Raw genomic sequence first — 22,524 nt, forward strand, 5'->3', positions numbered from 1 at the left:
GGCTATTGTGCCCATCATGCGAGCCGCCCTGTTCGTCACCTGCGTCAACGACGCGCTCTACCCGCGGACCGGCATCGCCGTCGTACGCCTCCTGGAGCGGCTCGGGGTCGGCGTGGACTTCCCGGCCGCCCAGAGCTGCTGCGGGCAGCCGCAGTACAACACCGGCTACCGGTACGAGACCGAACCGCTGATGCGGCGCACCGCGCGGGCCTTCGCGAAACACGCGTACGTGGTCACCCCCTCCGGATCCTGCGCCGCGATGATCCGCGAGCACTACCCGCGCATCGGCCGGAAGGCGGCGGCGGAGGGGCGCGGAAGCGAGCTCGCCGACGCGGCCGCCGCGCTCGCCCCGCGCGTGTACGAGCTGACCGAGTTCCTGGTCGACGTGCTCGGGGTGACCGACGTCGGCGCGTACTTCCCGCACACCGTCACCTACCACCCCTCCTGTCACGGCCTGCGCGGCCTGGGCCTCGGGGACCGGCCGCGCCGGCTCCTGGCCGAGGTGAAGGGCCTGGACCTGGTCGAGCTGCCCGGCGCCGAGGAGTGCTGCGGCTTCGGCGGCACCTTCGCCGTCAAGAACCCCGACGTCTCGACCGCCATGGGCACCGACAAGATCACGGCTGCGGCCGGCACCGGAGCCCAGGTGCTGTGCGGCGCCGACAACTCCTGCCTCGCCCACCTCGACGGCCTGCTCCGCCGCGCGGACAGCCCGATGCGGGCCCTGCACCTCGCCGAGATCCTGGCCGCCACCGAGGGGGAACCGCTGCCGTGAGCGGTACGTACCTGGGCATGCCCCCCTTCCCCGCCGCCGCACGGGAAGCCGTACGGGACGAGGTGCTGCGCGGCAACCTCCGCCGCGCCACGCACACCATCCGCGACAAACGCGCGCGGGCCGTCGCCGAACTCGCCGACTGGGACCGGCTGCGCGCCGCCGGCAAGGCCGTCAAGGACCACACGCTGCGCCATCTCGACCACTACCTGCTGCAGTTGGAGGAAGCGGTCACGGCGGCCGGCGGCACCGTCCACTGGGCCGCCGACGCGGACGAGGCCAACCGGATCGTCACGGAACTGGTCCGCGCCACCGGCGAACGGGAGGTCGTCAAGGTCAAGTCCATGGCCACCCAGGAGATCGGACTCAACGAAGCCCTGGAGGCCGCCGGGATCGCCGCGTACGAGACCGACCTCGCCGAACTCATCGTGCAGCTCGGCCACGACCGCCCCTCCCACATCCTGGTCCCGGCCATCCACCGCAACCGGGCCGAGATCCGCGACATCTTCCGCGCCGAGATGGGCGACTGGGGCCGACCGGCCCCCGCATCCCTCGGCGACGACCCGCGGGAACTCGCCGAAGCGGCACGCCTGCACCTGCGCGAGAAGTTCCTGCGCGCCAAGGTCGCCGTGTCCGGGGCCAACTTCATGGTCGCCGAGACCGGCACGATGGTCGTCCTGGAATCCGAGGGCAACGGCCGGATGTGCCTGACCCTGCCCGAGACCCTGATCTCCGTCGTCGGCATCGAGAAGGTCGTGCCCACCTTCCGCGACCTGGAGATCTTCCTCCAGACGCTGCCCCGCTCCTCGACGGCCGAGCGCATGAACCCGTACACGACGATGTGGACAGGCGTCACGGACGGCGACGGGCCCGCCGCCTTCCACCTCGTCCTCCTCGACAACGGCCGCACCGACACCCTCGCCGACGAGACCGGCCGCCAGGCCCTGCGCTGCATCCGCTGCTCCGCCTGCCTCAACGTCTGCCCGGTCTACGAACGCGCCGGCGGCCACGCCTACGGCTCCGTCTACCCCGGCCCCATCGGCGCCATCCTCAGCCCCCAACTACGCGGCACCGGAAGCGAGATCGACGCCTCGCTGCCCTACGCCTCCACCCTGTGCGGAGCCTGCTACGAGGTCTGCCCCGTCGCCATCGACATCCCCGAGGTCCTCGTCCACCTCCGCGAACGGGTCGCCCAGGGCGGCCCGGTGACCCGCGACGGCATCCGCGTCACCCTCCGCCCCGCCGACGGCCACACCGCCGAACGAGCCGCCATGCGCGCCGCCCGGCTGCTCCTGGACCACCCGGGGGCGCTGCGCGCCGGGGAGCGCCTGCTGGCCAGGGCCCGGCGGCTGGCCCCCCGACGGCTCCCCGGGGCCGGGCGGGCCTGGACCGACAGCCGCGAACTTCCCACCGTGGCGGCGCAGTCCTTCCGCGACTGGTGGGCCCGGGAACGGAGCACCCCGCGATGAGCGGCAAGGACCGCATCCTGGGCCGCATCCGCCGGGCACTGCCCGACGGCCCGTCCCCCGACGGCCCGTCCACGGAGATCCCCCGCGACTACCTCCACGCCCACGGGGTCCGCACCCCCGCCGAGCGGGTGGACCTGCTCGCCGCCCACCTCACCGAGTACCGGGCCGTCGTCCACCGCGCCGACGGCGAGGAACTCCCCGCACTCCTGACCCGGCTGCTCGCCGAGCGGGGTGCCCGGTCGGTGCTCGTCCCGCCCGGCCTGCCCCCGCAATGGCTCCCGGCCGAGGGCCCCACCCGCGTACCCGACCGCGAGACCTCCACCCCGTACGAACTGGACCGGGTCGACAGCGTGGTCACCGGCTGCGCCCTGGCCGTCGCCGAGACCGGCACGATCGTCCTCGACGGAGGCCCCGACCAGGGCCGGCGCCGCATCACCCTGATCCCGGACCACCACATCTGCGTGATCCGGGTCCCGGACCAGGTGGTGGACTCCGTCCCGCAGGCCCTGCCGCTCCTGGACCCGACCCGCCCCCTGACCTGGATCTCCGGCCCCTCCGCCACCAGCGACATCGAACTCGACCGGGTGGAGGGAGTCCACGGCCCCCGCCGACTGGACGTGATCCTGCTCGCGGCGGCACCCGGGACACAATGAGGGCATGGCATCGCACATCGCCCTCACGGCCCTCCTCGTCCACGACTACGACGAGGCCATCGACTTCTACACCCGCGCCCTCGGCTTCGACCTCGCCGAGGACACCCCGCGCCCCGACGGCTCCCGCTGGGTCGTCGTCCGCCCGCCCGGCGCCACCGAATCCGCCCTCCTGCTGGCCCGGGCCAAGGACGACGCCCAGCGGTCCCGCGTCGGAGACCAGACCGGCGGCCGCGTCGGCCACTTCCTGTACACGGACGACTTCGCCCGCGACCACGCCCGGATGACCGCCGAGGGCGTCCGCTTCATGGAGGAGCCGCGCCACGAGGCGTACGGCTCCGTCGCCGTCTTCGAAGACCTGTACGGCAACCGCTGGGACCTCCTCCAGCCCGCGGGCTAGCCCGCCAGCCTCGGCGCCTCCCGCGCGGCATCGACGGCCGGGCCCCCGCCGCCCACCCGGCCGGCCAGCTCCTCGGCCCACCGGACCAGGCCCGGCACGTCGACCCCGTACGGGCCCCCGTCCAGCCCCTCGATCCCGGCGGCACCGCGCCGCAGCAGCCGCGCCCCGCCGACCGTGTTGCCGCGCGCGGCGTGCGTCAACCCGACGGCGAGCTGCGCGAGCCCCCGCCAGAGCGGAGCCGCGGCCTCCGGCCCCGACTTCCAGGCGTCCTCGAACACCTCGTGCGCGTGGAACGGCATCCCGGCGTCCAACAGCCGCTGCGCCTCCCGCACGGTCTCCCCGGGGGAGCGCACCACCCCCTCGGGCTGCCGCTCCACCCCGGCCTCCCCGTAGGCCAGCGGCCGCCCCAACCCGTCCCTGGGCCGCGCGCTGCGCGCTCGCCCGTCGACATCCCGATCCCGTGCGTTCACCACCCCATCCTGCCCCGCTCCGATTACCCGTGCATGCACACCCCTCGGCGTGGGGTAATGTTCTGCATGTGCCGCCGGGCAGGGGGGAAACCCCAGGTCGAAGGCACAACGGGACGTGGCGCAGCTTGGTAGCGCACTTGACTGGGGGTCAAGGGGTCGCAGGTTCAAATCCTGTCGTCCCGACTCGAAAGAGTCGCAGATCAGGGGCCGCTTCAGAGAGATCTGAAGCGGCCCCTGTCTCGTTCTCGGGGACCGGTCGGGGAGCAGGACGGTCAGAGCCGGTCAGACGGGGAGCGAGGGCCGTGACCGGCAGCGAACGGGGTACACGGAGCACCATGAGGTGCGCAGACGGCGCGGCACCGGCTGCGGTGATCCGGAAGGGCCGGGATCGCCGGCCACGACCGGGTCGTCGTACCGCCGGCGCGGCGATTCGACCGGCCCGACAGGTCGAACCGGCCCGTATGACGGGTCATTCGCTCGCCGCCGGGGTCAGGGAGGCGTTCCAGAAGTCGGCGTAGCGGCCGCCTCGATGGAGCAGCGTGTCGTGGTTGCCTTCCTCCACGATCCGGCCGTCGGCCAGGAAGACCACGCGGTCGGCGCGCCGGACGGTCCGCATGCGGTGCGCGACCATGACCACCGTCCGGCCGGCCATCAGGCGCTCGATGCCCTCGTGGACGGCGGCCTCGTTCACCGGGTCCAGTGCCGAGGTCACCTCGTCCAGCAGCACGACGGGCGCGTCCTTCAGCAGTGCCCGCGCGATCGAGACGCGCTGACGTTCGCCGCCCGACAGTCGCGCTCCACCCTCGCCGACGGGCGTCGCCCATCCGTCGGGCAGCCGCTCGATCACCTCGTCCAGCCCGGCCGCGGTGGCCGCCGCCCGTACCTCGGCCGCGTCCGCGTCGGGACGGCCGAGGCGTACGTTCTCCTCGATCGTGCCGTCGAAGAGGTGGACGTCCTGGAAGACGATGGCGATCCGCGCCATCAGCACCTCCGTGTTCATCGCGCGCACGTCCACACCTCCCACGCGTACCGCGCCGGCGTCGACGTCGAAGAACCGTGCGACCAGATGCAGCAAGGTGCTCTTGCCCGCGCCCGACGGTCCGACGACGGCGAGCCGTTGGCCCTCCGGGACGGACAGCGACATGCCGTCGATCACCGTCCGGGCGCCGTGCCGGAAGACGACGGACTCGAACTCCAGGTCATGGCGCACCGGCCGGACCGGTTCGGCCGGCTCCGGCAGCGGCTCGGTGCGCAGCACCGCGTCCAGCCGTGCCAGCTCGTGCCGTGCGCCGCGCAGCCGACCGCCGATCTCCGACAGCGACAGCAGCGGATCCGCGCAGCGCGCGGCCAGTACCAGGAACGCCAGGAGCTCCGCGGCGCCGAGGTGCCCGCCGAGCGCGAGGAAGGTGCCCAGGGCCAGTACGACGGTGAACGCCGTCTGCACCGCCAGGGTCAGCCCCACCACACCGGGCAGCGCCGTCAGCGCGGTCCGGCGGGAGGCGTGCCGGACGTCCCGCAACGAGTCGTCGAGCACCTGGAAGCGTTCCACGGTCCGGCCGCCCGCCCGCAGCACCGGCTGGGCCTGGAGATATTCGATGACGCGCGCGGTGGCTTCCTGGTCGCGTGCGTGGCGCTCGGCGTCCAGGGCGTCCATCGAGCGTCCCGTCCGGATCCGGATCGCCGCGACGACCGGTGCGGCCGCCAACGCGGCCAGACCCAGCTGCCAGTTGAAGACCAGCATGACGGCGACGATCGTCAGGGGGGTCACCACGGCGGAGACGAACGGTGCCAGCAGGTGCGCGATCACGCTCATCGCCTGGAGGACGCCCCGGCCGGCCAGGCCGGACACCTCCCCGACGCGGCCGGCGTCGTACCAGCCGATGGGCAGCCGGGCCAGGTGGTCGCCGAGCCGGTGGTAGGTACCGCGCAACAGCGTGGCCCCGGCCCGGAAACCGGACCGGTCGCTGACGTAGCGCAGCACCGCGTAGCCGGCGATCGCGACCCCGAACGCGGTCAGCCAGGGCCACGCCTCCTGCGGCTTGCTCCCGAACAGGGCCCGCAGCACGGGGACCAGCAGGGCGTACGACGCGCCCTCGACGAGGGCGGTCGCCGTCATCAGGGCCACGGTGCGACGCACCGGCCGGGCGTGTTCGTGGCCCAGCACGCGCAGCAGCATGCGAATCATCGGGGCTCGCCTCCTCGCGATACGCCTTCGTGGGGGTCGCTCCCGTCGGGGACCGCCGATCGGTGGGCTCGCCGGAACGCGGCGAACCTCCCGTTCCCTGACAGCAGTTCGGCGGGTCGGCCGCGCTCGACGACGACCCCGTCGTCCAACATGACCACGAGGTCGGCGTCCATGATCGTCTCCAGTCGATGAGCGATGACCAGAACGGTCCGGTCACCCTCCGGTGCCGTCAGGGCCCGGCGCACCGCCCGTTCGGTCTGCGGGTCGGCGAAGGCGGTCGCCTCGTCGAGCACGAGCACCGGGGTGTCGGCCAGCAGGGCGCGTGCGAGCGCGATCCGCTGTGCCTCGCCGCCCGACAGTCCGGCGTCCTCACCGATCACCGACGCGTATCCACGCGGCAGTTCGCGAATCCGGTCATGGATCTGCGCGCGCCGGGCGGCGCGCACCACGTCGTCGTGGTCGGCGTGGGGGACCGCCAGCGCGATGTTGTCCGCGACCGAGGCCCGCAGCAGGGAGACGTCCTGGAAGACGAAGGAGACCGTCCGGTGGAGATCCCGGGCGGCGAGCTCGCGCAGATCGACACCGCCGATCGTGATACGGCCGTGGGTCGGGTCGAAGAACCGGGGCAACAGCCGTACCAGTGTGGACTTTCCGCTGCCCGACGGCCCGACGATCGCGGTGACCGTCCCGGGTTCGAGCACCAGGTCGATCCCGCGCAGCACCTCGTGGTCGGCCTCGTAGCCGAACCGCACACCACTCAGTTCCACCCGGTGCCCCCGCGGTGCGACCGGGTGCGCGGGCTCCGGGAGCGGGCGCACGGCGAGTACCTCCCGGATCCGGCCGACCGCGCGCCCCGCGGCCTGGGTCTCGTCGAAACCGTGGCCCAGGGCCGCCACGGGAGCGGTCAGGCCCAGCCCGAGCAGCAGGAAGGGCAGCAGGTCGGCCGGGGCCAGCTCGCCGTTCGTGATCAGCGTCGTACCGCCGATCAGTACGACGAGCAGTACGAACGGCGGCGACAGTACGAGCTGCATCCCCGCGGCGATGGGGGAGATGCCGTGCACCCACCGTCGGAAGGTGTGGACGAAATCGTCGGCGGCCGTCAGGAAGCGACGGTGCGCGCGCCCGGATCCGCCGTACGCCTTCACCACCGAGATGCCCTGCACGAACTCGACGACCGAGTCGGCGATCCGTCCCATGCCCGCGTCGAACTCCCGCTGCTCCCGCAGCCGGGCCGGGGTCATCATCAGCGGGACCAGCGCCACCGCCGCCACCACCGGAATCAGCGTGACCAGGGTGAGCCGCCGGTCGACGGTGAACAGGTAGACCAGCGACACCAGCGGCACCACGAACGCGGAGACGAGCTCAGCGGGGGTATGGGCGATGAACGGGTGCACCGCGGCGACGTCCTCGCCCACCACCTTGGCCAGCTCGCCGGTCCGACGCCGGGCGAACCAGCCGATCGGCACCCGCCCGAGCTGCGCCGCCAGCAGCCGACGGAAGGCGAACTGCACCTGGCCGTCGACGATGTGCCCGATTCCGGACGACGCGGCCGTGCACAGCAGCCGCACGAACAAGCCGGCCGCACCCGCGACGACGGCGCTCCACGCGTGACCGTGATCGACCGGGCCGGGGGACAGGAAGGTGCGCCCGAGTTCGACGACCGCCAGCAACGGCAGCAGTCCCGCGAGGGCGCCGACGACCTGCAGGGTCACGACGGCGGCGAAACCCGCGTAGTGGGGGCGCAGCAGCCCGGCCAGACTCCGCCCCGCCGTCGCATCGGCTCCGGGCGGGGGTACGTAGCGCTCCCGCTTCATCGCGAACTCCCTTCAGCGCATTGCCCTTTGAGTTTCCGAACATGTTCCGAAAGTAACACGGGAACGGCCGCGGTGAACACGGGATCCGCTGCGCACCCGTGGAGAGACGGCGGACGGCGGGGCGGCATGATGGGACGATGTCCCCAGCGCCCGCACCGCACGGCCGCACCGGCCGACCGCCCCTGACCTCCCGTGCGCAGATCCTGCTGACCGCCCGTCGGCTCATCGACGAGGACGGCTGGGAGAAGCTGACGATCCGCCGTCTGGCCGCCGAGATCGGCATCGGGGCGACGACCCTGTACCACCACATCCGCAACAAGGACGACCTGCTGCTCCTGCTGCTCAACCACCACATCGAGCAGATCGGGCGTCCCCCGCTGCCCGGTGAGCCACGCGAGCGCATCGTCACGGCCGCCACCGCGATGCGCGATGCCCTCGCGGCCTGGCCGTGGGCCGCGGAGGTCCTCTCGGCCGACGGTTTCGTCGGCCTCCTCGACGAATCGGCGATGTGGATGGTCGAAGCCGTCGTGGCGGGCGCCCACGATCACGGGTGCACACCCGAGCAGAGCGTCGACGTCTTCCGCAGCATCTGGTACTACACCGTCGGCGAGGTCCTCGTCCGCGCCCACTCCGCCCGCCGGCAGGAGGAGGGCCGGCCCTTCGCCCACCGGGACGACCTGGACCCCGCCCAGGTGCCCCACCTGGCCGCCATCGGTGTCCGATGGGCCGACCTGGCCGCACGGGACATCTACCCCGAAGGACTCCGCACGTTCGTCGACGGACTGCTCGCCCGCGCCACCCCCCGCGCGAGCGGCTGAGTACCAACCGGACGCGGCACGCGGCAACGCCCCAGGTCCTGGTGCCGGCGTCGCCCGGTGCGCGTGTCACCCTGGTCCCGAGTCGACGGCGGGTGAAGGTGCGCGCCCGGATCGGGGGGAAAGAGCATGGCGGACCGGGAGACACCGGAGGATCGGCTCGGCGGATACGTCGACATGCTGCGGCAGGCGTCTGCCACGGGGCGACGCCTCACCCGGACGGAGCTGGAGTCACGCCGCGCCGAGGGGCAGTCGGCGGCCGAGTCGGGCCTGCCGTTGCGCGGGCTCATACGGGACCACCTGGCCGCCGCCCAGAGCGTCCGGGCGCGATCGCAGGCGCCGTTGCTGGCCGTGGTCGAACAGGCGGTGGACGCGTTCGTCGAGGGATACGAGCGCTCCCAGCGCCAGGCGGTCCGTCAGGAGGAGGCGGCCCGGCGCGAGTTCATCGACGACCTGCTGTACGGGCGCAGCGGGCTGGGCCTGCTGGCGCAACGGGCCGAACGGTTCGGGCTGCGCCTGTCGCAGGCCCACGCGGTGGCCGTGGCCGCCGGCCCCGAACCGTACGGGGACGGCTACCCCGTGGCGCGCCGCATCGAGGAGGCGGTCCTCGGCCGATTCGGGAACCGGCACATCCTGCTGGCCACCAAGGATGGCAGCCTCATCTGCGTGGCGCCCGGCGACCAGCCCGATGTCCTGGCCTACTTCGCCGAGCAGGCGCACGCGGCGACGGACGGCGGCCGGGTCGCCATCGGCCGCTCCCACCCGGGCCCCGGCGGGGTCGTCCACTCGTACGAGGAGGCCCTCAACGCCCTGGACATCGGCGAGCGGATGGGCCTGGAGGGGCCGGTGCTCCACGCCGGTGACCTCCTCGTCTTCCCGGTCCTCAGCCGCGACCGGCAAGCCATGGTCGACCTCGTGGAGAGTGTCCTGGGCCCGCTCCACCAGGCACGCGGCGGCCACAAGCCCCTGCTGGACACCCTCACCGCCTACTTCGACAGCGGCTGCGTCGCCACGGAGACCGCCCGCCGGCTCTCGCTGAGCGTGCGCGCGCTGACGTACCGGCTCGGGCGCATCCACGCCCTCACCGGTGCCGACCCGGCGGACCCGGCGGACCGTTACACCCTGCAGACCGCGGTGATCGGCTCACGGCTGCTGGGCTGGCCCGAAGCGACGGCCTGACCCCGACCCTGACCTCGACCTCGACCCCGACCCGCACCACCGGGACACGCTTCCGCACTCCCCGCGTCAAGAGGGCGTAAAGATTGCCGGAGGCGGGCAATGTGCGGCATCCGTGTACGCCGGCACGATGCCCTTGTCCGGCGGTGATGCCGGCCGAGTGGGGAGGTGCTCATGGACTTGTTTCTGGGTCTCGGCATCGGGGGAATCGTCCTGCTGGCCGCCTCGCTGGTGTTCGACGGGGTCTTCGAGGGTGTCTTCGACGGTGCCCTGGACGGACTGTTCGACGGGTGGCTGTCGCTCCCGGTGATCGCGGGCTTCGTCTCGATGCTCGGTTTCACGGGGGCGATCGTGCTCGGGACCACGGGTCTCGGGCCGGGAGCGGCGGCCGCCGCCGGGGCCGTGGCCGGTGCGGGGGCCGGCTGGTCCACGTACCGGCTGAGCCTGGCCCTCGCCCGGGACGGCAGCGGGGCCGCCCCGCGCCACGGCGAGCTCGTCGGGTCGGCCGGGACCGTGGTCACCGCCATCCCCGCGGGCGGGTACGGCGAGGTCATGCTGCGGCTGGGTGGTCAGCCGGTCAAGTACGCCGCGACCGCCGACGGCCCGGTCGCCCTCGGCGCCGAGGTGTGGGTGACGGCGACACCGTCATCGACATCGGTCGGCGTGCGCGCCGTCGAACGCTGACCCGAGCGCCGAGCGTCGGCGCCGACCCGAGCGCCGACCCGAGCGCCTCACCTTCACATCCACCATCGATCTGCCCTCGTGAGCGCGGGCAGGGGGGATCCACCATGAGTTCAGTCGTCGTTCCGGTCGTGGGAGTGGTCGTACTCCTCGTGCTGCTCGCACTGGTCGTCGTCACCCGTTACAAGGTCGCAGGTCCCAGCGAGGCCTTCCTCATCACGGGCCGACGCGGCAAGAAGTCCACCGATCCGGCCACCGGACAGATCTTCACCGACACCAGCGGTCAGAAGGTCGTGGTCGGCGGCGGGGTGTTCGTCGTGCCCTTCGTCCAGCAGCGCTACACCCTCGACCTGTCCAGCCGGCACATCCCGATCGCCGTGCGCGGAGCGGTCACCCTGCGCGGCATCAAGGCGAACCTCGAAGGCGTGGCGATCGTCAAGGTCGGCGGCAACGAGGACGCCATCCGCGCCGCCGCCCAGCGTTTCCTCCAGCAGCAGGACGGCATCGTCGGCTTCACCCAGGAAGTGCTCTCCGGCGCCCTGCGGGCCATCGTCGGCCGGATGTCGGTCGAGGACATCATCCGCGACCGGGCCGCCTTCGCCGGGCAGGTCGCGGAGGAGGCCGAGGCCAGCCTCTCCGGGCAGGGCCTGGTCCTGGACGCCTTCCAGATCCAGGACATCACCACCGAGGGCTCCTACCTGGAGGACCTCGGCCGCCCCGAGGCCGCCCGCGCCAAGCAGGAGGCCGACATCGCCGAGGCCAACGCCCGCCGGGCCGCCGAACAGGCCCGGCTGAAGGCCGAGGAGGAGATCGCGGTCGCGCAGCGCACCCTGTACCTGCGCCAGGCCGAGATCAAGGCCGAGACCGACGCCGCCGCCGCCCAGGCGAACGCCGCCGGCCCGCTGGCCGACGCCGACCGGCAGCAGCAGATCCTGGCCGAGCAGGAGAAGGTGGCCGAACGGCAGGCCGCGCTGACCGACCGACAGCTCGACACCGAGGTCCGCAAGCCGGCCGATGCCCGCCGCTACCAGGCGGAGCAGGAGGCCGAGGCGCTGCGCGTGGCCCGCGTGAAGCAGGCCGAGGCCGAGCGCCTCGCCGCCATCGCCGCCGCCCAGGCGGAGGCCGAGCGGGCCCGTCTGACGGGTGAGGGCGAGAAGCAGCGCCGCTCCGCCCTCGCCGAGGCCGAGGCCATCGAGGGCGCCAAGCGCGGTGAGGCCGAACGCGCCCGCCGTGCGGCCATCGCCGACGCGGTACGCCTGGAGGGCGACGCGGAGGCGGCGGCGATCGCGGCCAAGGGCGCGGCCGAGGCCGAGGCGATGCAGAAGAAGGCCGACGCCTTCGAGAGCTACGGCGAGGCGGCGATGGTCCAGATGCTGGTCGAGGTGCTCCCGCAGGTGGTCGCCAAGGCGGCCGAACCGCTCGCCGCCATCGACAAGATGACCGTCATCTCCACCGACGGCGCGAACCGCTTGTCCCGCACCGTCGCCGACAACGTCGCCCAGGGCATGGAGCTGCTCGGCTCCACCACGGGCGTCGACCTGACCCAGCTCCTCAAGGGCTTCGCCGCGAGCAGGTCGGCGACGCCCGCCCCCGAGCCGGTCCCGGTCAACGGCAAGATCGCGATCAGCGACTGACGCGGGGCGCCGCCGTCGCCGGGCCGTCCCGCGCCTCCCGAGGATCCGCGGTCAGCCGGTGGCGGCGAGTTCGCCGCTGAGGGTCCGGTGCAGACGGGCACTGGGCTCGTTCAGCCCCGTGATCCGGACGCTCTTGCCGCGTTGTGCGTACCGGTGCTCGATCGCGTCCAGCGCGGCGACCGAGGAGGCGTCCCAGATGTGCGCGGCGGACAGGTCGATGACGACCTCGGCCGGGTCGCCCGCGTAGTCGAAGCGGCCCACGAGCTCGTTGGAGGAGGCGAAGAACAGCTCTCCGGTGACGGTGTAGACGACCCGGCCGCCGTCCGGGTCGGTGACCGCGGTGACATCGGCGAGCGTGGCGACGCGCTTGGCGAATACGACCACCGCGGTGACGGATCCCGCCACGACGCCCACGGCGAGGTTGTGGGTGGCCACCACACAGACCACGGTCAGCACCATGACGGTGATCTCGCCCGCCGGCATCCGTCGGAGCGTCGCGGGCGCGACGGAATGCCAGTCGAAGGTCGCGAAGCAGACCATGACCATGACGGCGACCAGGGCGGCCATCGGGATGTCGGAGACGACCGGGCCGAAGACGATGCACAGCACCATCAGGAACACGCCCGCGAGGAAGGTGGAGAGCCGGGTCCGGGCGCCGGAGACCTTCACGTTGATCATGGTCTGGCCGATCATCGCGCAGCCACCCATGCCGCCGAGGAAGCCGGTCACGATGTTCGCGACGCCCTGTCCGACGGCCTCCCGGGTCTTGGACGATCGGGTGTCGGTGATCTCGTCGACCAGCTTCGCCGTCATCAGCGACTCCATCAGCCCGACGAGTGCCATGGCGAAGGCGTACGGGGCGATGGTGGTCAGGGTGTCGAGCGTGAACGGTACGTCGGGCAGCCCGGGCACCGGGAGCGAGGAGGGCAGCGCGCCCTTGTCCCCGACGGTCGGTACCGCGATCCCCGCCGCGACGGTGATTACCGTGAGGGCGACGATCGCCACCAGCGGGGCCGGCACGGCGGTGGTGATCCTCGGGAACAGCACCAGGAGCGCCAGTCCGGCCGCCAGCAGCGGATACACGGCCCACGGTACGTTCCGCAGCTCCGGCACCTGGGCCATGAAGACCAGGATGGCGAGCGAGTTCACGAAGCCGACCATCACCGAGCGCGGGATGAACCGCATCAGCCGGCCCACACCCAGCGCGCCGAGCGCCATCTGGAACACCCCGGCCAGGATCACCGCCGCGACCAGGTACCCGAACCCGTGCTCCCGGTTCAGCGGTGCGATCACCAGGGCCACCGCACCGGTGGCGGCGGAGATCATCGCGGGCCGCCCGCCGACGACGGAGATGGTGACGGCCATGGTGAACGAGGCGAACAGGCCGATCGCCGGATCCACTCCGGCGATGATCGAGAAGGAGATCGCCTCCGGGATCAGCGCCAGAGCGACCACCAGCCCACCCAGCACCTCGGTGCGCAGCACCTTCGGCGAAAGCCAGGACGGGCGGAAGCCGCGCGGTCGCGCGGATGAGGACACGGCGGAGTGGGACAAGGGGAGCAGACCTGTCGGACGGGTGTACGGGGAGGGGGAACGCCCCAAGGTACAGCCCGGCCCCGGGCCGCCCGTCGCGCGCGAGGCGGACGCCGACACCAGGCGGAGCGGAATTCTCCGCTCAGGTCACCCCGACCGTGGCGGGTACCCGGGCCAACCCTCCGGCGCACCCACGCTCAATCAAACCTGCCCACTCCGTTAACATGTTCGACCTGACAATGTTCACGTTGGACCACGATAAGCGGCCGGAAATTGACATCAACGATATCGCGGGTTCTCTCTCGAATAGGCGGCGGCACCAGCCCCGCCGAGCGGCCTCGACCGCGGGCCCTGCTCTGGGCCGTGGCGAGCGTGATCGCCGTCGGATTCCTCGTCGCACTTGAGCTGGCCGCGCGCTGGTACGACGTACCGGGCCCGATCACCGCCCAGGCGCGAGAGGTGATCTTCGCCCCCAAGTCGGGGACCGTGCTGTACGCCAGCATGGCGCTGATGATGGTGGTGCTCACCTGGCGGCAGCGGTTCATCGGGCTCGCCGCCGCGATCGGCATCGACCTCGTCCTCTGGCTCGTACGGTGGGCGGTCGGCGCCCAGATGATGTTCGGCACCGGCGCGCTGTGGGTCACCTTGGCCTGGGCCGTCATCGCCGTCACCCGCCGGACCGGCAACGAACGCCTCCTGCTGCTCAAGGGCGTGGGACTGGCCCTGCTGCTGGTGACCGGCCGCAAGACCGGCTACACCTGGCTGTTCATCACCTCCGAGACCCGCCCGACGGTCCTCGACCAGTACGTGGCGACCGCCGACCACGCCCTGGGCAACCCCTCGTGGGTGGTGGGCCGGCTCGTCGAGGCCACCGGCCCGGTCGGCTTCCGCGTCCTGGAGTTCGTCTACATCCAGCTCGCGGTGGCCGCGGTCGCCGTCGCGCTGTACCAGCTGCGCCACGTGGCGACCCTGCGCCGCTTCCCGAGCCACCACCTGGTGCGCACCTTCCTGGTCATCGGCCTGCTCGGACCGGGCATCTACATGATCTTCCCGGTGGTCGGGCCGATCTTCGCGTACGGCGCCGACGGCGGACAGTGGGCGCTGGCCGACCTCTGGCCGAACACCCCGCCACCGCTCGGTGCCCCCGGCCCGATGCCCTTCGACGAGATCACCCCGCGCAACTGCATGCCCAGCCTGCACACGGCATGGGCCACCGCGATCTTCATCCACTCCCGCAAGGCTCCGCGGGCGCTGCGCTACGCCGGCACCTTCTGGCTGATCGCCACGCTCGGCGCCACGCTGGGCTTCGGCTACCACTACGGGGCGGACATCATCGCCGGTGTGGTCTTCACGGTCACGATCGAGACGGGGCTGCGCTCGCTCGCCCGCGGCTGGGACCGCCCCGGCGTCCTGCTGACCGGCTACGGCTTCGCGGTGTTCGTCGCGTACCTGGTCTCGTACCGCTATCTGTCGACGCAGCTGGCCGCGTACCCGTGGGTGTTCGGGCCGCTGCTGCTCCTGGCGATGGGCTCGGTGATCTACGGCTACGTCCGGACCACCCGGCTGTGGGAACGGCAGGACGCGGCCGCCGCGGGAGCGCGGGTGCCGGAACCGCGACGCGAGCAGCAGCCCGAACTGGTCTGAGCCCGGGGTGACGGCCGTCCGCGGCGCCGGAGCGCGTTACGGAAGTTGTTGACGGTGCTGCAGAGAGCAGTGTGAACAGAGGTGCGCAAGGTGTTTCGCAACATTGCGCACGCTCGGTAATTGAATCCTTGCGTTCTGTAATCATGGGCGGGCGGTCGTGATCTTGCCAAGAGGCGGAACGGGACCGTCCATTCGGCGAGCACATGAACTGCGCAAGGAGTCAGCTGATCATGTCCACCCCTGTCGTAGACGTCTGGGGACCGGTCGCCCCCGGGACCCGCTCCTCGTACCCGCCCGCGCCCGAACCGCATGACGAGTGGAACCTCGCCGGCGGAACGGCCTGGGTCTACTACAGCCCGCTGAACCGCAGGCAGCTCATCCGGCCCGTCATCCTCTCGGACGGCTTCTCCGGCGGATCGAGCGACCTCGACCAGCTCTGGCACGGCCTGGAGGAGAACGGCGACCACCGCTTCATCTCCGAACTCCACGCGACCGGCCGAGACGTGATCATCCTCGGCTACACCGACCGGACGGCGTCGATCACGACCAACGCCGACACCGTCATCGACTGCGTCCGCCGGGCCGTCGCCGAGCGGGTCGGCCGGGCGAAGCTGGCCGTGGGCGGCTTCAGCATGGGCGGACTGGTCACCCGCTACGCGCTGGCCAAGATGGAGCACGACCCCTCGCTGCCCGACCACGAGACGTCCACCTATTTCTCCTACGACACTCCCCACCAGGGCGCATGGTTCCCCGTCGCCCTGCAGGCCTTCACCCACTACGCGACGGACAAGTGGGGAGACGCGGACGGTATCGGGCCTGTCCTGCGCCAGTTCTCCGGACTGCTCAACAGCCCCGCCGCGAAGCAGATGGCGCGCTGGCACATCGCGAAGGCCACGGACACCCCCGAGCAGGCACCGGAGCGGTCGGAGTTCCTGCGCAAGCTCGACGAATTCGGCGGATGGCCGCGCAACGTCCGGAGGATCGGCGTCGCCAACGGAGTGGACACCGGCGCCGGCAACGGCGTCAAGGCCGACGCGACCGCGGTGAGGTGCGACGGCGGAACGCTGCGCGACACATGGCTCAAGACCCAGGCGCAGGGCGAGCAGGTGGTCGCCCGCCTGCAGAAGACGGGCGAGGAGCCGACCTCGGTCCGCACCGGTGGGCTGCCCGACATCGACGGTGCTCCCGGCGGTCTGTTCACCATGCCGTCCCCTGCGGGCGACCCGGGCAGCTTCGGCCTGGCCGGCCTCCTCATGGCTCTCCTCGGCAACACCGTCGACCCGGACGTCATCGCGACGTCCTGTTTCATCCCCAGCATCAGCGCCGTCGCGGCCGGTGACATCGACACCCCGAAGGCGCTCTACCGACCGATCACACCGGAGCACAGCGCACTCGACGCCTTCCTCTGCGCGAGCCGCAACGAGGGACACACCACCATGACCGAAGAACTCGGCGCGTGGATCGTGAACGAGATCGTCGCGACCGACTGACCGCAGGGCGTCGTGGGCCGCACGGACGAACCCGTCCGTGCGGCCCACGGGCACTCCCGGCACGGGTCGGCACGATCGCGGCACGCGGACGGGGCCGACGGTGCAGCTGTCGGCCCCGTCGCTCGGTGGGAGGGATCAGCAGGTGCCGGCCGGTCGCTCCCGGACCACCAGGTCGGTGGAGCCGGTGGTCGCGTCCAGCCAGGTGACCTGGCGGCCCGCGCCCGCCGCCGGGTAGCTCTGCTCACCACGGTTGCAGGAGACCCGTTCGCGGCGGGAGCCGTCGGTGGTCAGCTGCCACAGCTTGGGCAGTGTTTCGTTGCGGTAGCGCGTGTCGGGCGTCTGGGCGACGAGCGTCAGCGCGTCCTGCGAGACCGTCAGGTCGGAGGCGATGAAGGCGCCCGGCTTGTGCTCGCTGCTGACGATGAAGGCGCCGCGGCCGTCCAGGCCGGAGCTGATGACCGACGTCAGACCGCCGTCGCTCTCGTCGGTGTCGGCCAGCCAGAACACGTTCTTGCCGTTGATACCGGTCTGCCCGAGGCTCACCGGCTCGTCGAGCTGCTCCGTCATGACCGCCTTGCCGGTGGCGAGGTCGACGACCTCCACGCCCAGCCGGTAGGAACCGGCCTCCGGGTAGAGCTTCGCGTAGGCGATCTTGTTGTCACTGATGGAGGGGAGCGCGGTCAGGGTGTTCCACCTCTTCCCGTCGGTGAAGACCGGGGCCTTGTCGGTGGGGCGCAGGTAGCCGACGTGCCGGCCGCCGAGGATGTCGTACTCCTCGAACACGACCGTGTTCTTCTCCACCCGCAGGCCCGCGACGCCGGTCATGGAGCTGTACAGGGTCTTGATCGGGCCGCCCGCCACGGGGCGGGAGAGGACGTCGACCGAGGTCGGGCCGTACGCCGTCCACACCACGGTCTTGCCGTCCGTCGCCGGGGCGGTGTGGTAGCGGCCGTCGTTGGGGCTGATCACCTTCGGGGCGCCCTTGCCGTCCAGGCGGCCGGCGTACACCGAGTAGGGCTCGGAGCCGTCGTCGTTGGACTTGGAGGCCGTCCACCAGCCGCCGCCCGCGCCCACTCCGGAGTCGGTGGTGTTCAGCTTGCCGAAGAGGGTGTCGGTGTCGACGCCGAGGGCCTGCTCCCAACCGGGGACGATGCCGTGGGCGTTGAACGACCGCTTGACCGCGTTCTGCTGGCCGGCGGTCGCGCCCAGTGCCTTGGCCGCCGCGAGCACCGCGCCCCGGGCCTCGGTGAACCCGTCGATCGGCGTCATGTACTCGGTGACGGCCTTGTACACGATCTTGTCCGCCAGGGCGCCGCCCAGGTCCTCACGCATGTCCCACAGCGCGCCGGAGAAGATCGTCGAGTTCAGGTGCACGCCGCCGTTGTCGGTGGCGAACGACACGCCCAGGAAGCTCTTCGAGGTGGTGGCCCCGTCGTTGAGGTCGCGCAGGGCGCAGTCGGCGGCCGCCTTGGTGCGGCACAGGTCCTCGCCGATCAGGCCGGCGGTCGGATCACCCATCGGCGTGCCGTTCGCGGTGACGTCGATCGCGTTGCCGAAGTAGTCGGCCAGGGCCTCGTTCAGGGCGCCGGACTGGCCCGCGTAGACGAGATTCGCCGTGTGCTCGATGACGCCGTGGGTCATCTCGTGGCCGACGACGTCCGTGTCGGCCGACATCGGCTTGAACTCCTTGTCCCCGATGCCGTAGACCATCTTGGTGCCGTCCCAGAACGCGTTGGCGTACGGCTGGCCGTAGTACGTCACGCCGACCAGGGAGTTGACGGCCCCGCCGTTCCCGTCGAGGCTGTCGCGCCCGAGGTTCTTCTTGTAGAAGTCGTAGACTTGGCCCGCGTTCCAGTGGGCGTCCACGGCTCCCGAGTCCGTCGCCGCCGCGCCGAAGGAGGTGTTCGGGGAGGAGAACATCGAGATGCCGGAGGGCCACCTGCCCGAGGTCTCCGACACCGACTTGCCACGGGCGTCCCACGTGGACAGCAGGCTCTTGCTCGTGGCGCGCATACGGCCCGCGTCCGCGAGGAGGTAGCTGCCGGCCGCCGGGTCGTAGGCGATGTCCAGCGAGGCCGCGGCGCCGCTGAGTCGGGCCCCGGACCCGGTTTCCGGGACCAGGTTCGCGGGAGCGGCCGGCGGGCCGTCCGCCGTCGGGCTCTCGGCGAACTCACCGGCCGCCGAGGCCGCGGGGGCCGCCATCGTCTTCAGCGCGCTGTACTGGAGCGCCGGGTAGCCCGAGCGGGCGTCCACGTACACCTCGTCCACGACCGGCGCCCCGGTGCCGGGCGCGGTGCCGCGCACCGTGACGCGGTAGGCGAGGACGCCGGCCCCCTTGGGCAGGACGACGAGCCCCTTGGCCTCACCGGTCATGCCGGTGGCCGCAGGATCACCGGACTCGGACCGCGGTGCCTGGCCCTTGTCGAGAGCCGCTCCCAGCCGGCGGGCCGTGGCGGCCACCGCGCGGCGGACCGCGACGTCCTCGGCGACCTGGGGGGTCACGCCGGTGGTGAGGGCGGTGAAGTAGTGCCCCGAGGTGCCGGTGACCACGCGCTTGCCGTCCTGCTTCTGCATGCGCACGACGTACTGGCCGCCCAGGACGGGGACACCGCGGTGCTTCTGCTGCAGCCGGACCGTCTCGTCCTTGGACCCGGTGGCCGTCGCCGCCATGGGGACGAGGTCGCTGCCCGCCCGGGGGATCTTGTAGCGGCCCTTGTTCGCGGCGAGGTGCTGCCGTGCCGCGTCGGCCGGGGCGGCCTTGGCGTCCACGGGCTCCCGTATGCCCTCGACGAGCACCGGGGTCGCGGTGTCCTGGCCGGGTAACGCGTTCGAGGGGCCGGGGTCGGCAGCCCACGCCGGCGACGCCTGCAAGGTCATTGCGGCGGCCAGCAGAACCGCGATCGCTCCGGCGGAGCGGAGGTCTTTCCGCCATATCTTTCGTGCGGCAGGGGTGGATGCCGTAGAACCTGCGCTGAGCTCGGGCAAGGGGTCTCCTCAACCATGAGTGCCTGATGCATTGCTGTGAGTTGCCGCCATGCAAGCGGGGCGGACGGCTCCCGAACAGAGCCCGGACCCCCTCAGAAGTGGCCATGCACACTTGTGGGGGCTCTGTGAAGGCGGTCAAAATCCCCGGCATGATCGAAACCGACCCGCACGACAGGACTCCGGCCCGCACGCAGGAAGACAGCCGGCCGGTGACGCACACGGCCGCGGATCCGGCCTCCGTGCTGCGCGTACTCATCCAGCGCAGGCAAGCCCTCCTGCACCAGGAGTCGGCCGACCTCAACTCCCTGCGCTCCTACGCCGACCGACTGGCCCACCGGCTCCCGCCGCAGCCCGCGCCACCCCCCGACGCGCCGGCCGGCATCGAGATCCTCACCGGCACCGAAGCGGCCCGGGCCCGCCTCGACACCCTGCTCGACACCGCGGAGACCGAGGTGCTGATCCTCGACCGCACCGCAAGAGCACCGGAGGCTCCCGGACGGGAGGAGGCCGAGGCCGGGGCCGCCGGGGCGGTCGGGGCGGTCGGCTGGGACCGCATACGCCACCTGCTGGCGCGCGGCGTCGTCGTACGGACCGTCACCGACCGGCGGGGCACCGACTTCCCGGACCGGGCGAAGGAGCTGATCGCCCTCACCGGACTCGGCCTCCAGGCCCGGATCGGCCGGCGCCTGCCCACAGGCCTGATCCTCGTGGACCGGCGTACCTGCCTGCTGCCCCCGCAACCCGGCACCGACGACGGAGCCGACGGGGTGGACGGAGCCGGGGGAGTCGACGGGGCTGCCCTGGTGTTCGGCGATTCCCTGGTGCACCGGGCCGCGCTGCCCCTGTTCGAGTCCCTGTGGGCGCGCGCCACCCCCGTGGGCAGCCCTGGCAGCCCGCTCGTCGCGGACCAGCGGGAACTGCTCGGGCTGCTCGCGTCCGGTCTGAAGGACGAGACCATCGCCCGCCGGCTCGGTGTGCACGTGCACACCGCGCGCCGGCGGATCACCCGCATGCTGGAGGAACTCGGTGCCGACACCCGCTTCCAGGCCGGTGTCCAGGCCGCCATCCGCGGCTGGCTGCAGCCGCACCCCGACCCGGACGGCGAGGCAGGGGGGCCAGGAGGTCACTTCACGGGGTCCGGCGCCTCCGGTCCGGCCGCCGCTTCGGCCGCGGGTTCGGCCGCGGGTTCGGCCGCGGGTCGGTCCATGGGGCGGGCCGCACCCCACGATCTCCTGCTACGCCCGCTCCACCCCGAGCCCGGCCCGTGCCGTGAGCTGCGCGGCGGCGAGGCGGTGGACCCGGCACGGCGCCGTTGAGCGGACCTCACCGACCGCGGCCGTCGGAGCGGGTCAGGCCGTCCCGCTCCGGCTGCCGTCGGTGGTCCGGCGGCGGCGCCGGAGCAGAGCGCCCGCACCGGCCAGGGCGACGAGCACGGCGGCGAGACCACCCCGGACCGCCCAGGGGACGCCGGTGGCAACGGGCTCGCCCGCGAGGACGATCTGCGCGGTGTGCGTCTCGAGGCCGTGGTGGCCGACCACGGTGAGCGGGTAGGTCCCCGGCGGAAGGTCGTCGCGCAGCGTCGTGTGCCCGGTGTGGAGGGTGGTGCCGTCGTCGCACTTGCACAACGGGTCGTCCGGTCCGTCCGTGCGGATGCGCACGTCCTCGGTGAAGGCCGGGGACGTGGCGACGAGCGAGTCCTCGCCGGGCACGGCGTCGTCGTCGCCGAGGAGGACGGTGACGGTGCTGCCCGGGCGGACCGGGGCACCGAACATCGCGCCGGGGCACAGGATGCCGAACCGCCCGATGGACCATGTGATCCCTCCCCGGATCCTCTGTACCGTCGAAGAGGGCCGTGGGGCGCGGCGCGTTCCACGGCCCTAGGGGGCGTCCGTGGGCGTCGTCGCCGGGGGTTCGGCGCGGATGCCGGTGATGACCACCGTGATGAGGCAGAACGCGATGACCGTCTCCGCCCAGAGGAACGCGATGTAGTCGAGCAGGCAGCCGATGGGCGGGGAGCCCGGGGCCGTGTTGCGGAAGGCGGCCAGCGCGAAGAGGGTCGCGGCCATCCAGCCGAGGGCGGGCCAGGTCAGGCCCTTGCGCCGGGTGACCAGGTACCAGCCGCCGATCAGGACCGAGACGGCGAGCGCCCACATGGCGAGCATCATGAAGATCGCGAAGATGAAGACGCTGTTGGACCGCGCCAGGCCGATGTCGAGGACCGCGATGCCCTGCGTCGTCGAGGCGTCGACCGTCGCCGAGAAGAGGACGTCGTTGTTGGAGAGCGTCACGCGGACCGGGACCTTCTCCCCGCCGAGCACCGCACCGAACTCGACGTCCGCCCCGTAGGTGTCGAACGGGTAGTCCGTGATCGAGCCGCCCGTCAGGGCCACCGGCACGTCCGTCGTGGCGATGCGCTGGTGGGCCTTGAAGGCGAGGTCGCCCCGGGTGGCGGTGGACGTCAGGACGGTGAGGTCCTCGGTGGGGGAGACCCCGTCGGCCTCGGCCAGGGCGCCCCGAGGGGTGACCAGGACGCGCAAGGTCATCTCGCGGCCCGCGGCGTCGACGCGCTGGATCGTGGCGTCGATGTCGACGCGGTCCCGATCGGCGCGCCCCGCCGTGTACACCGTGTCCAGGGCCTGGCGTTCCCCGAACTGGAGCCACGCTCCCACGGTGACCGCCGCCACGATGGCGATCAGGACCAGGCCCGGCAGCAGCGGGACGTGGCGCGCGGGTCGTGCGGGGCGGTGGGAGTTCGACAAGGTGGCTCCGGTGGTGCGGGGTACGGCGCGCGGGGCGGGGCGGTCCGGGG

18 protein-coding genes and 1 tRNA gene are annotated in these 22,524 nt (G+C 72.3%); 12 read left to right on the forward strand and 7 right to left on the reverse strand.

The features are described 5' to 3' along the window. Positions 1–16: 16 nt before the first annotated feature. Genes OG624_RS33090 through OG624_RS33105 form a run of 4 tightly spaced genes read left to right on the forward strand, consistent with a single transcriptional unit; the run spans position 17 to position 3,288 of the window. On the forward strand, positions 17–772 hold the full coding sequence (locus OG624_RS33090) for a (Fe-S)-binding protein (RefSeq protein ID WP_033219903.1): 756 nt from the start codon (positions 17–19) through the stop codon (positions 770–772). Continuing rightward, positions 769–2,238: a lactate utilization protein B gene (locus OG624_RS33095; protein WP_033219902.1), complete on the forward strand. Its 1,470-nt coding sequence runs from the start codon at positions 769–771 to the stop codon at positions 2,236–2,238. Before OG624_RS33090 ends, OG624_RS33095 begins: the two co-directional genes overlap by 4 nt. Next, on the forward strand, positions 2,235–2,891 hold the full coding sequence (locus OG624_RS33100; RefSeq protein ID WP_033219900.1) for a LutC/YkgG family protein: 657 nt from the start codon (positions 2,235–2,237) through the stop codon (positions 2,889–2,891). Before OG624_RS33095 ends, OG624_RS33100 begins: the two co-directional genes overlap by 4 nt. A 4-nt stretch (positions 2,892–2,895) precedes the next feature. Next, positions 2,896–3,288, forward strand: coding sequence for a VOC family protein (locus OG624_RS33105; RefSeq protein ID WP_033219898.1), 393 nt, complete (start codon positions 2,896–2,898; stop codon positions 3,286–3,288). Here OG624_RS33105 and OG624_RS33110 read toward each other — a convergent pair. After that, on the reverse strand, positions 3,285–3,758 hold the full coding sequence (locus tag OG624_RS33110) for a DUF309 domain-containing protein (RefSeq protein ID WP_033219896.1): 474 nt from the start codon (positions 3,756–3,758) through the stop codon (positions 3,285–3,287). The two genes, OG624_RS33105 and OG624_RS33110, sit on opposite strands and share 4 nt — an antisense overlap. A gap of 109 nt (positions 3,759–3,867) precedes the next feature. On the opposite strand from OG624_RS33110, the gene OG624_RS33115 reads away from it, so the two are divergent. Next, positions 3,868–3,941: transfer RNA gene (locus OG624_RS33115), tRNA-Pro, on the forward strand. Between the two features lie 286 nt (positions 3,942–4,227). Here OG624_RS33115 and OG624_RS33120 read toward each other — a convergent pair. Then, positions 4,228–5,943: an ABC transporter ATP-binding protein gene (locus OG624_RS33120; protein WP_033221475.1), complete on the reverse strand. Its 1,716-nt coding sequence runs from the start codon at positions 5,941–5,943 to the stop codon at positions 4,228–4,230. Then, positions 5,940–7,757, reverse strand: a complete 1,818-nt coding sequence (locus OG624_RS33125; protein ID WP_051763357.1) for an ABC transporter ATP-binding protein — start codon at positions 7,755–7,757, stop codon at positions 5,940–5,942. The genes OG624_RS33120 and OG624_RS33125 overlap by 4 nt, the downstream gene beginning before the upstream one ends. Before the next feature lie 137 nt (positions 7,758–7,894). Here OG624_RS33125 and OG624_RS33130 point away from each other — a divergent pair, with 137 nt between their 5' ends. The 4 genes from OG624_RS33130 to OG624_RS33145 all read left to right on the forward strand — a co-directional run bounded on the left by OG624_RS33130 (position 7,895) and on the right by OG624_RS33145 (position 12,063). Beyond that, a complete protein-coding gene (locus tag OG624_RS33130) occupies positions 7,895–8,575 on the forward strand; it encodes a TetR/AcrR family transcriptional regulator (RefSeq protein ID WP_051763356.1) in 681 nt (226 codons plus the stop codon). 126 nt (positions 8,576–8,701) lie between these two features. Further along, entirely contained in the window at positions 8,702–9,751 is a 1,050-nt protein-coding gene (locus OG624_RS33135) for a PucR family transcriptional regulator (protein ID WP_352165066.1), read from the forward strand. 171 nt (positions 9,752–9,922) lie between these two features. After that, entirely contained in the window at positions 9,923–10,432 is a 510-nt protein-coding gene (locus OG624_RS33140; RefSeq protein WP_161290798.1) for a hypothetical protein, read from the forward strand. 104 nt (positions 10,433–10,536) lie between these two features. Next, positions 10,537–12,063, forward strand: a complete 1,527-nt coding sequence (locus OG624_RS33145; RefSeq protein ID WP_161293699.1) for an SPFH domain-containing protein — start codon at positions 10,537–10,539, stop codon at positions 12,061–12,063. 51 nt (positions 12,064–12,114) lie between these two features. Here OG624_RS33145 and OG624_RS33150 read toward each other — a convergent pair whose 3' ends face one another. Continuing rightward, a complete protein-coding gene (locus OG624_RS33150; RefSeq protein WP_371593903.1) occupies positions 12,115–13,602 on the reverse strand; it encodes a SulP family inorganic anion transporter in 1,488 nt (495 codons plus the stop codon). Positions 13,603–13,947: 345 nt separating this feature from the next. On the opposite strand from OG624_RS33150, the gene OG624_RS33155 reads away from it, so the two are divergent. After that, positions 13,948–15,240, forward strand: a complete 1,293-nt coding sequence (locus OG624_RS33155; RefSeq protein ID WP_078909370.1) for a DUF5933 domain-containing protein — start codon at positions 13,948–13,950, stop codon at positions 15,238–15,240. A 230-nt stretch (positions 15,241–15,470) separates the two neighbouring features. Continuing rightward, positions 15,471–16,730, forward strand: a complete 1,260-nt coding sequence (locus tag OG624_RS33160; RefSeq protein ID WP_033221466.1) for an esterase/lipase family protein — start codon at positions 15,471–15,473, stop codon at positions 16,728–16,730. 135 nt (positions 16,731–16,865) lie between these two features. Here OG624_RS33160 and OG624_RS33165 read toward each other — a convergent pair whose 3' ends face one another. Then, positions 16,866–19,607: a M4 family metallopeptidase gene (locus tag OG624_RS33165; protein WP_371640149.1), complete on the reverse strand. Its 2,742-nt coding sequence runs from the start codon at positions 19,605–19,607 to the stop codon at positions 16,866–16,868. 257 nt (positions 19,608–19,864) lie between these two features. On the opposite strand from OG624_RS33165, the gene OG624_RS33170 reads away from it, so the two are divergent. Then, positions 19,865–21,031 (forward strand): LuxR family transcriptional regulator, encoded by a 1,167-nt coding sequence (locus OG624_RS33170; RefSeq protein WP_371640150.1) that lies wholly within the window; start codon positions 19,865–19,867, stop codon positions 21,029–21,031. A 33-nt stretch (positions 21,032–21,064) separates the two neighbouring features. Here OG624_RS33170 and OG624_RS33175 read toward each other — a convergent pair whose 3' ends face one another. Both OG624_RS33175 and OG624_RS33180 read right to left on the reverse strand, forming a co-directional pair. Next, positions 21,065–21,487, reverse strand: coding sequence for a hypothetical protein (locus OG624_RS33175; RefSeq protein WP_051763354.1), 423 nt, complete (start codon positions 21,485–21,487; stop codon positions 21,065–21,067). A 105-nt stretch (positions 21,488–21,592) separates the two neighbouring features. After that, entirely contained in the window at positions 21,593–22,474 is an 882-nt protein-coding gene (locus OG624_RS33180; RefSeq protein ID WP_371640151.1) for a DUF4436 family protein, read from the reverse strand. Between the last annotated feature and the right edge of the window lie 50 nt (positions 22,475–22,524).

The organism is Streptomyces virginiae (genome assembly GCF_041432505.1).
Taxonomy (GTDB): Bacteria; Actinomycetota; Actinomycetes; order Streptomycetales; family Streptomycetaceae; genus Streptomyces; species Streptomyces virginiae_A.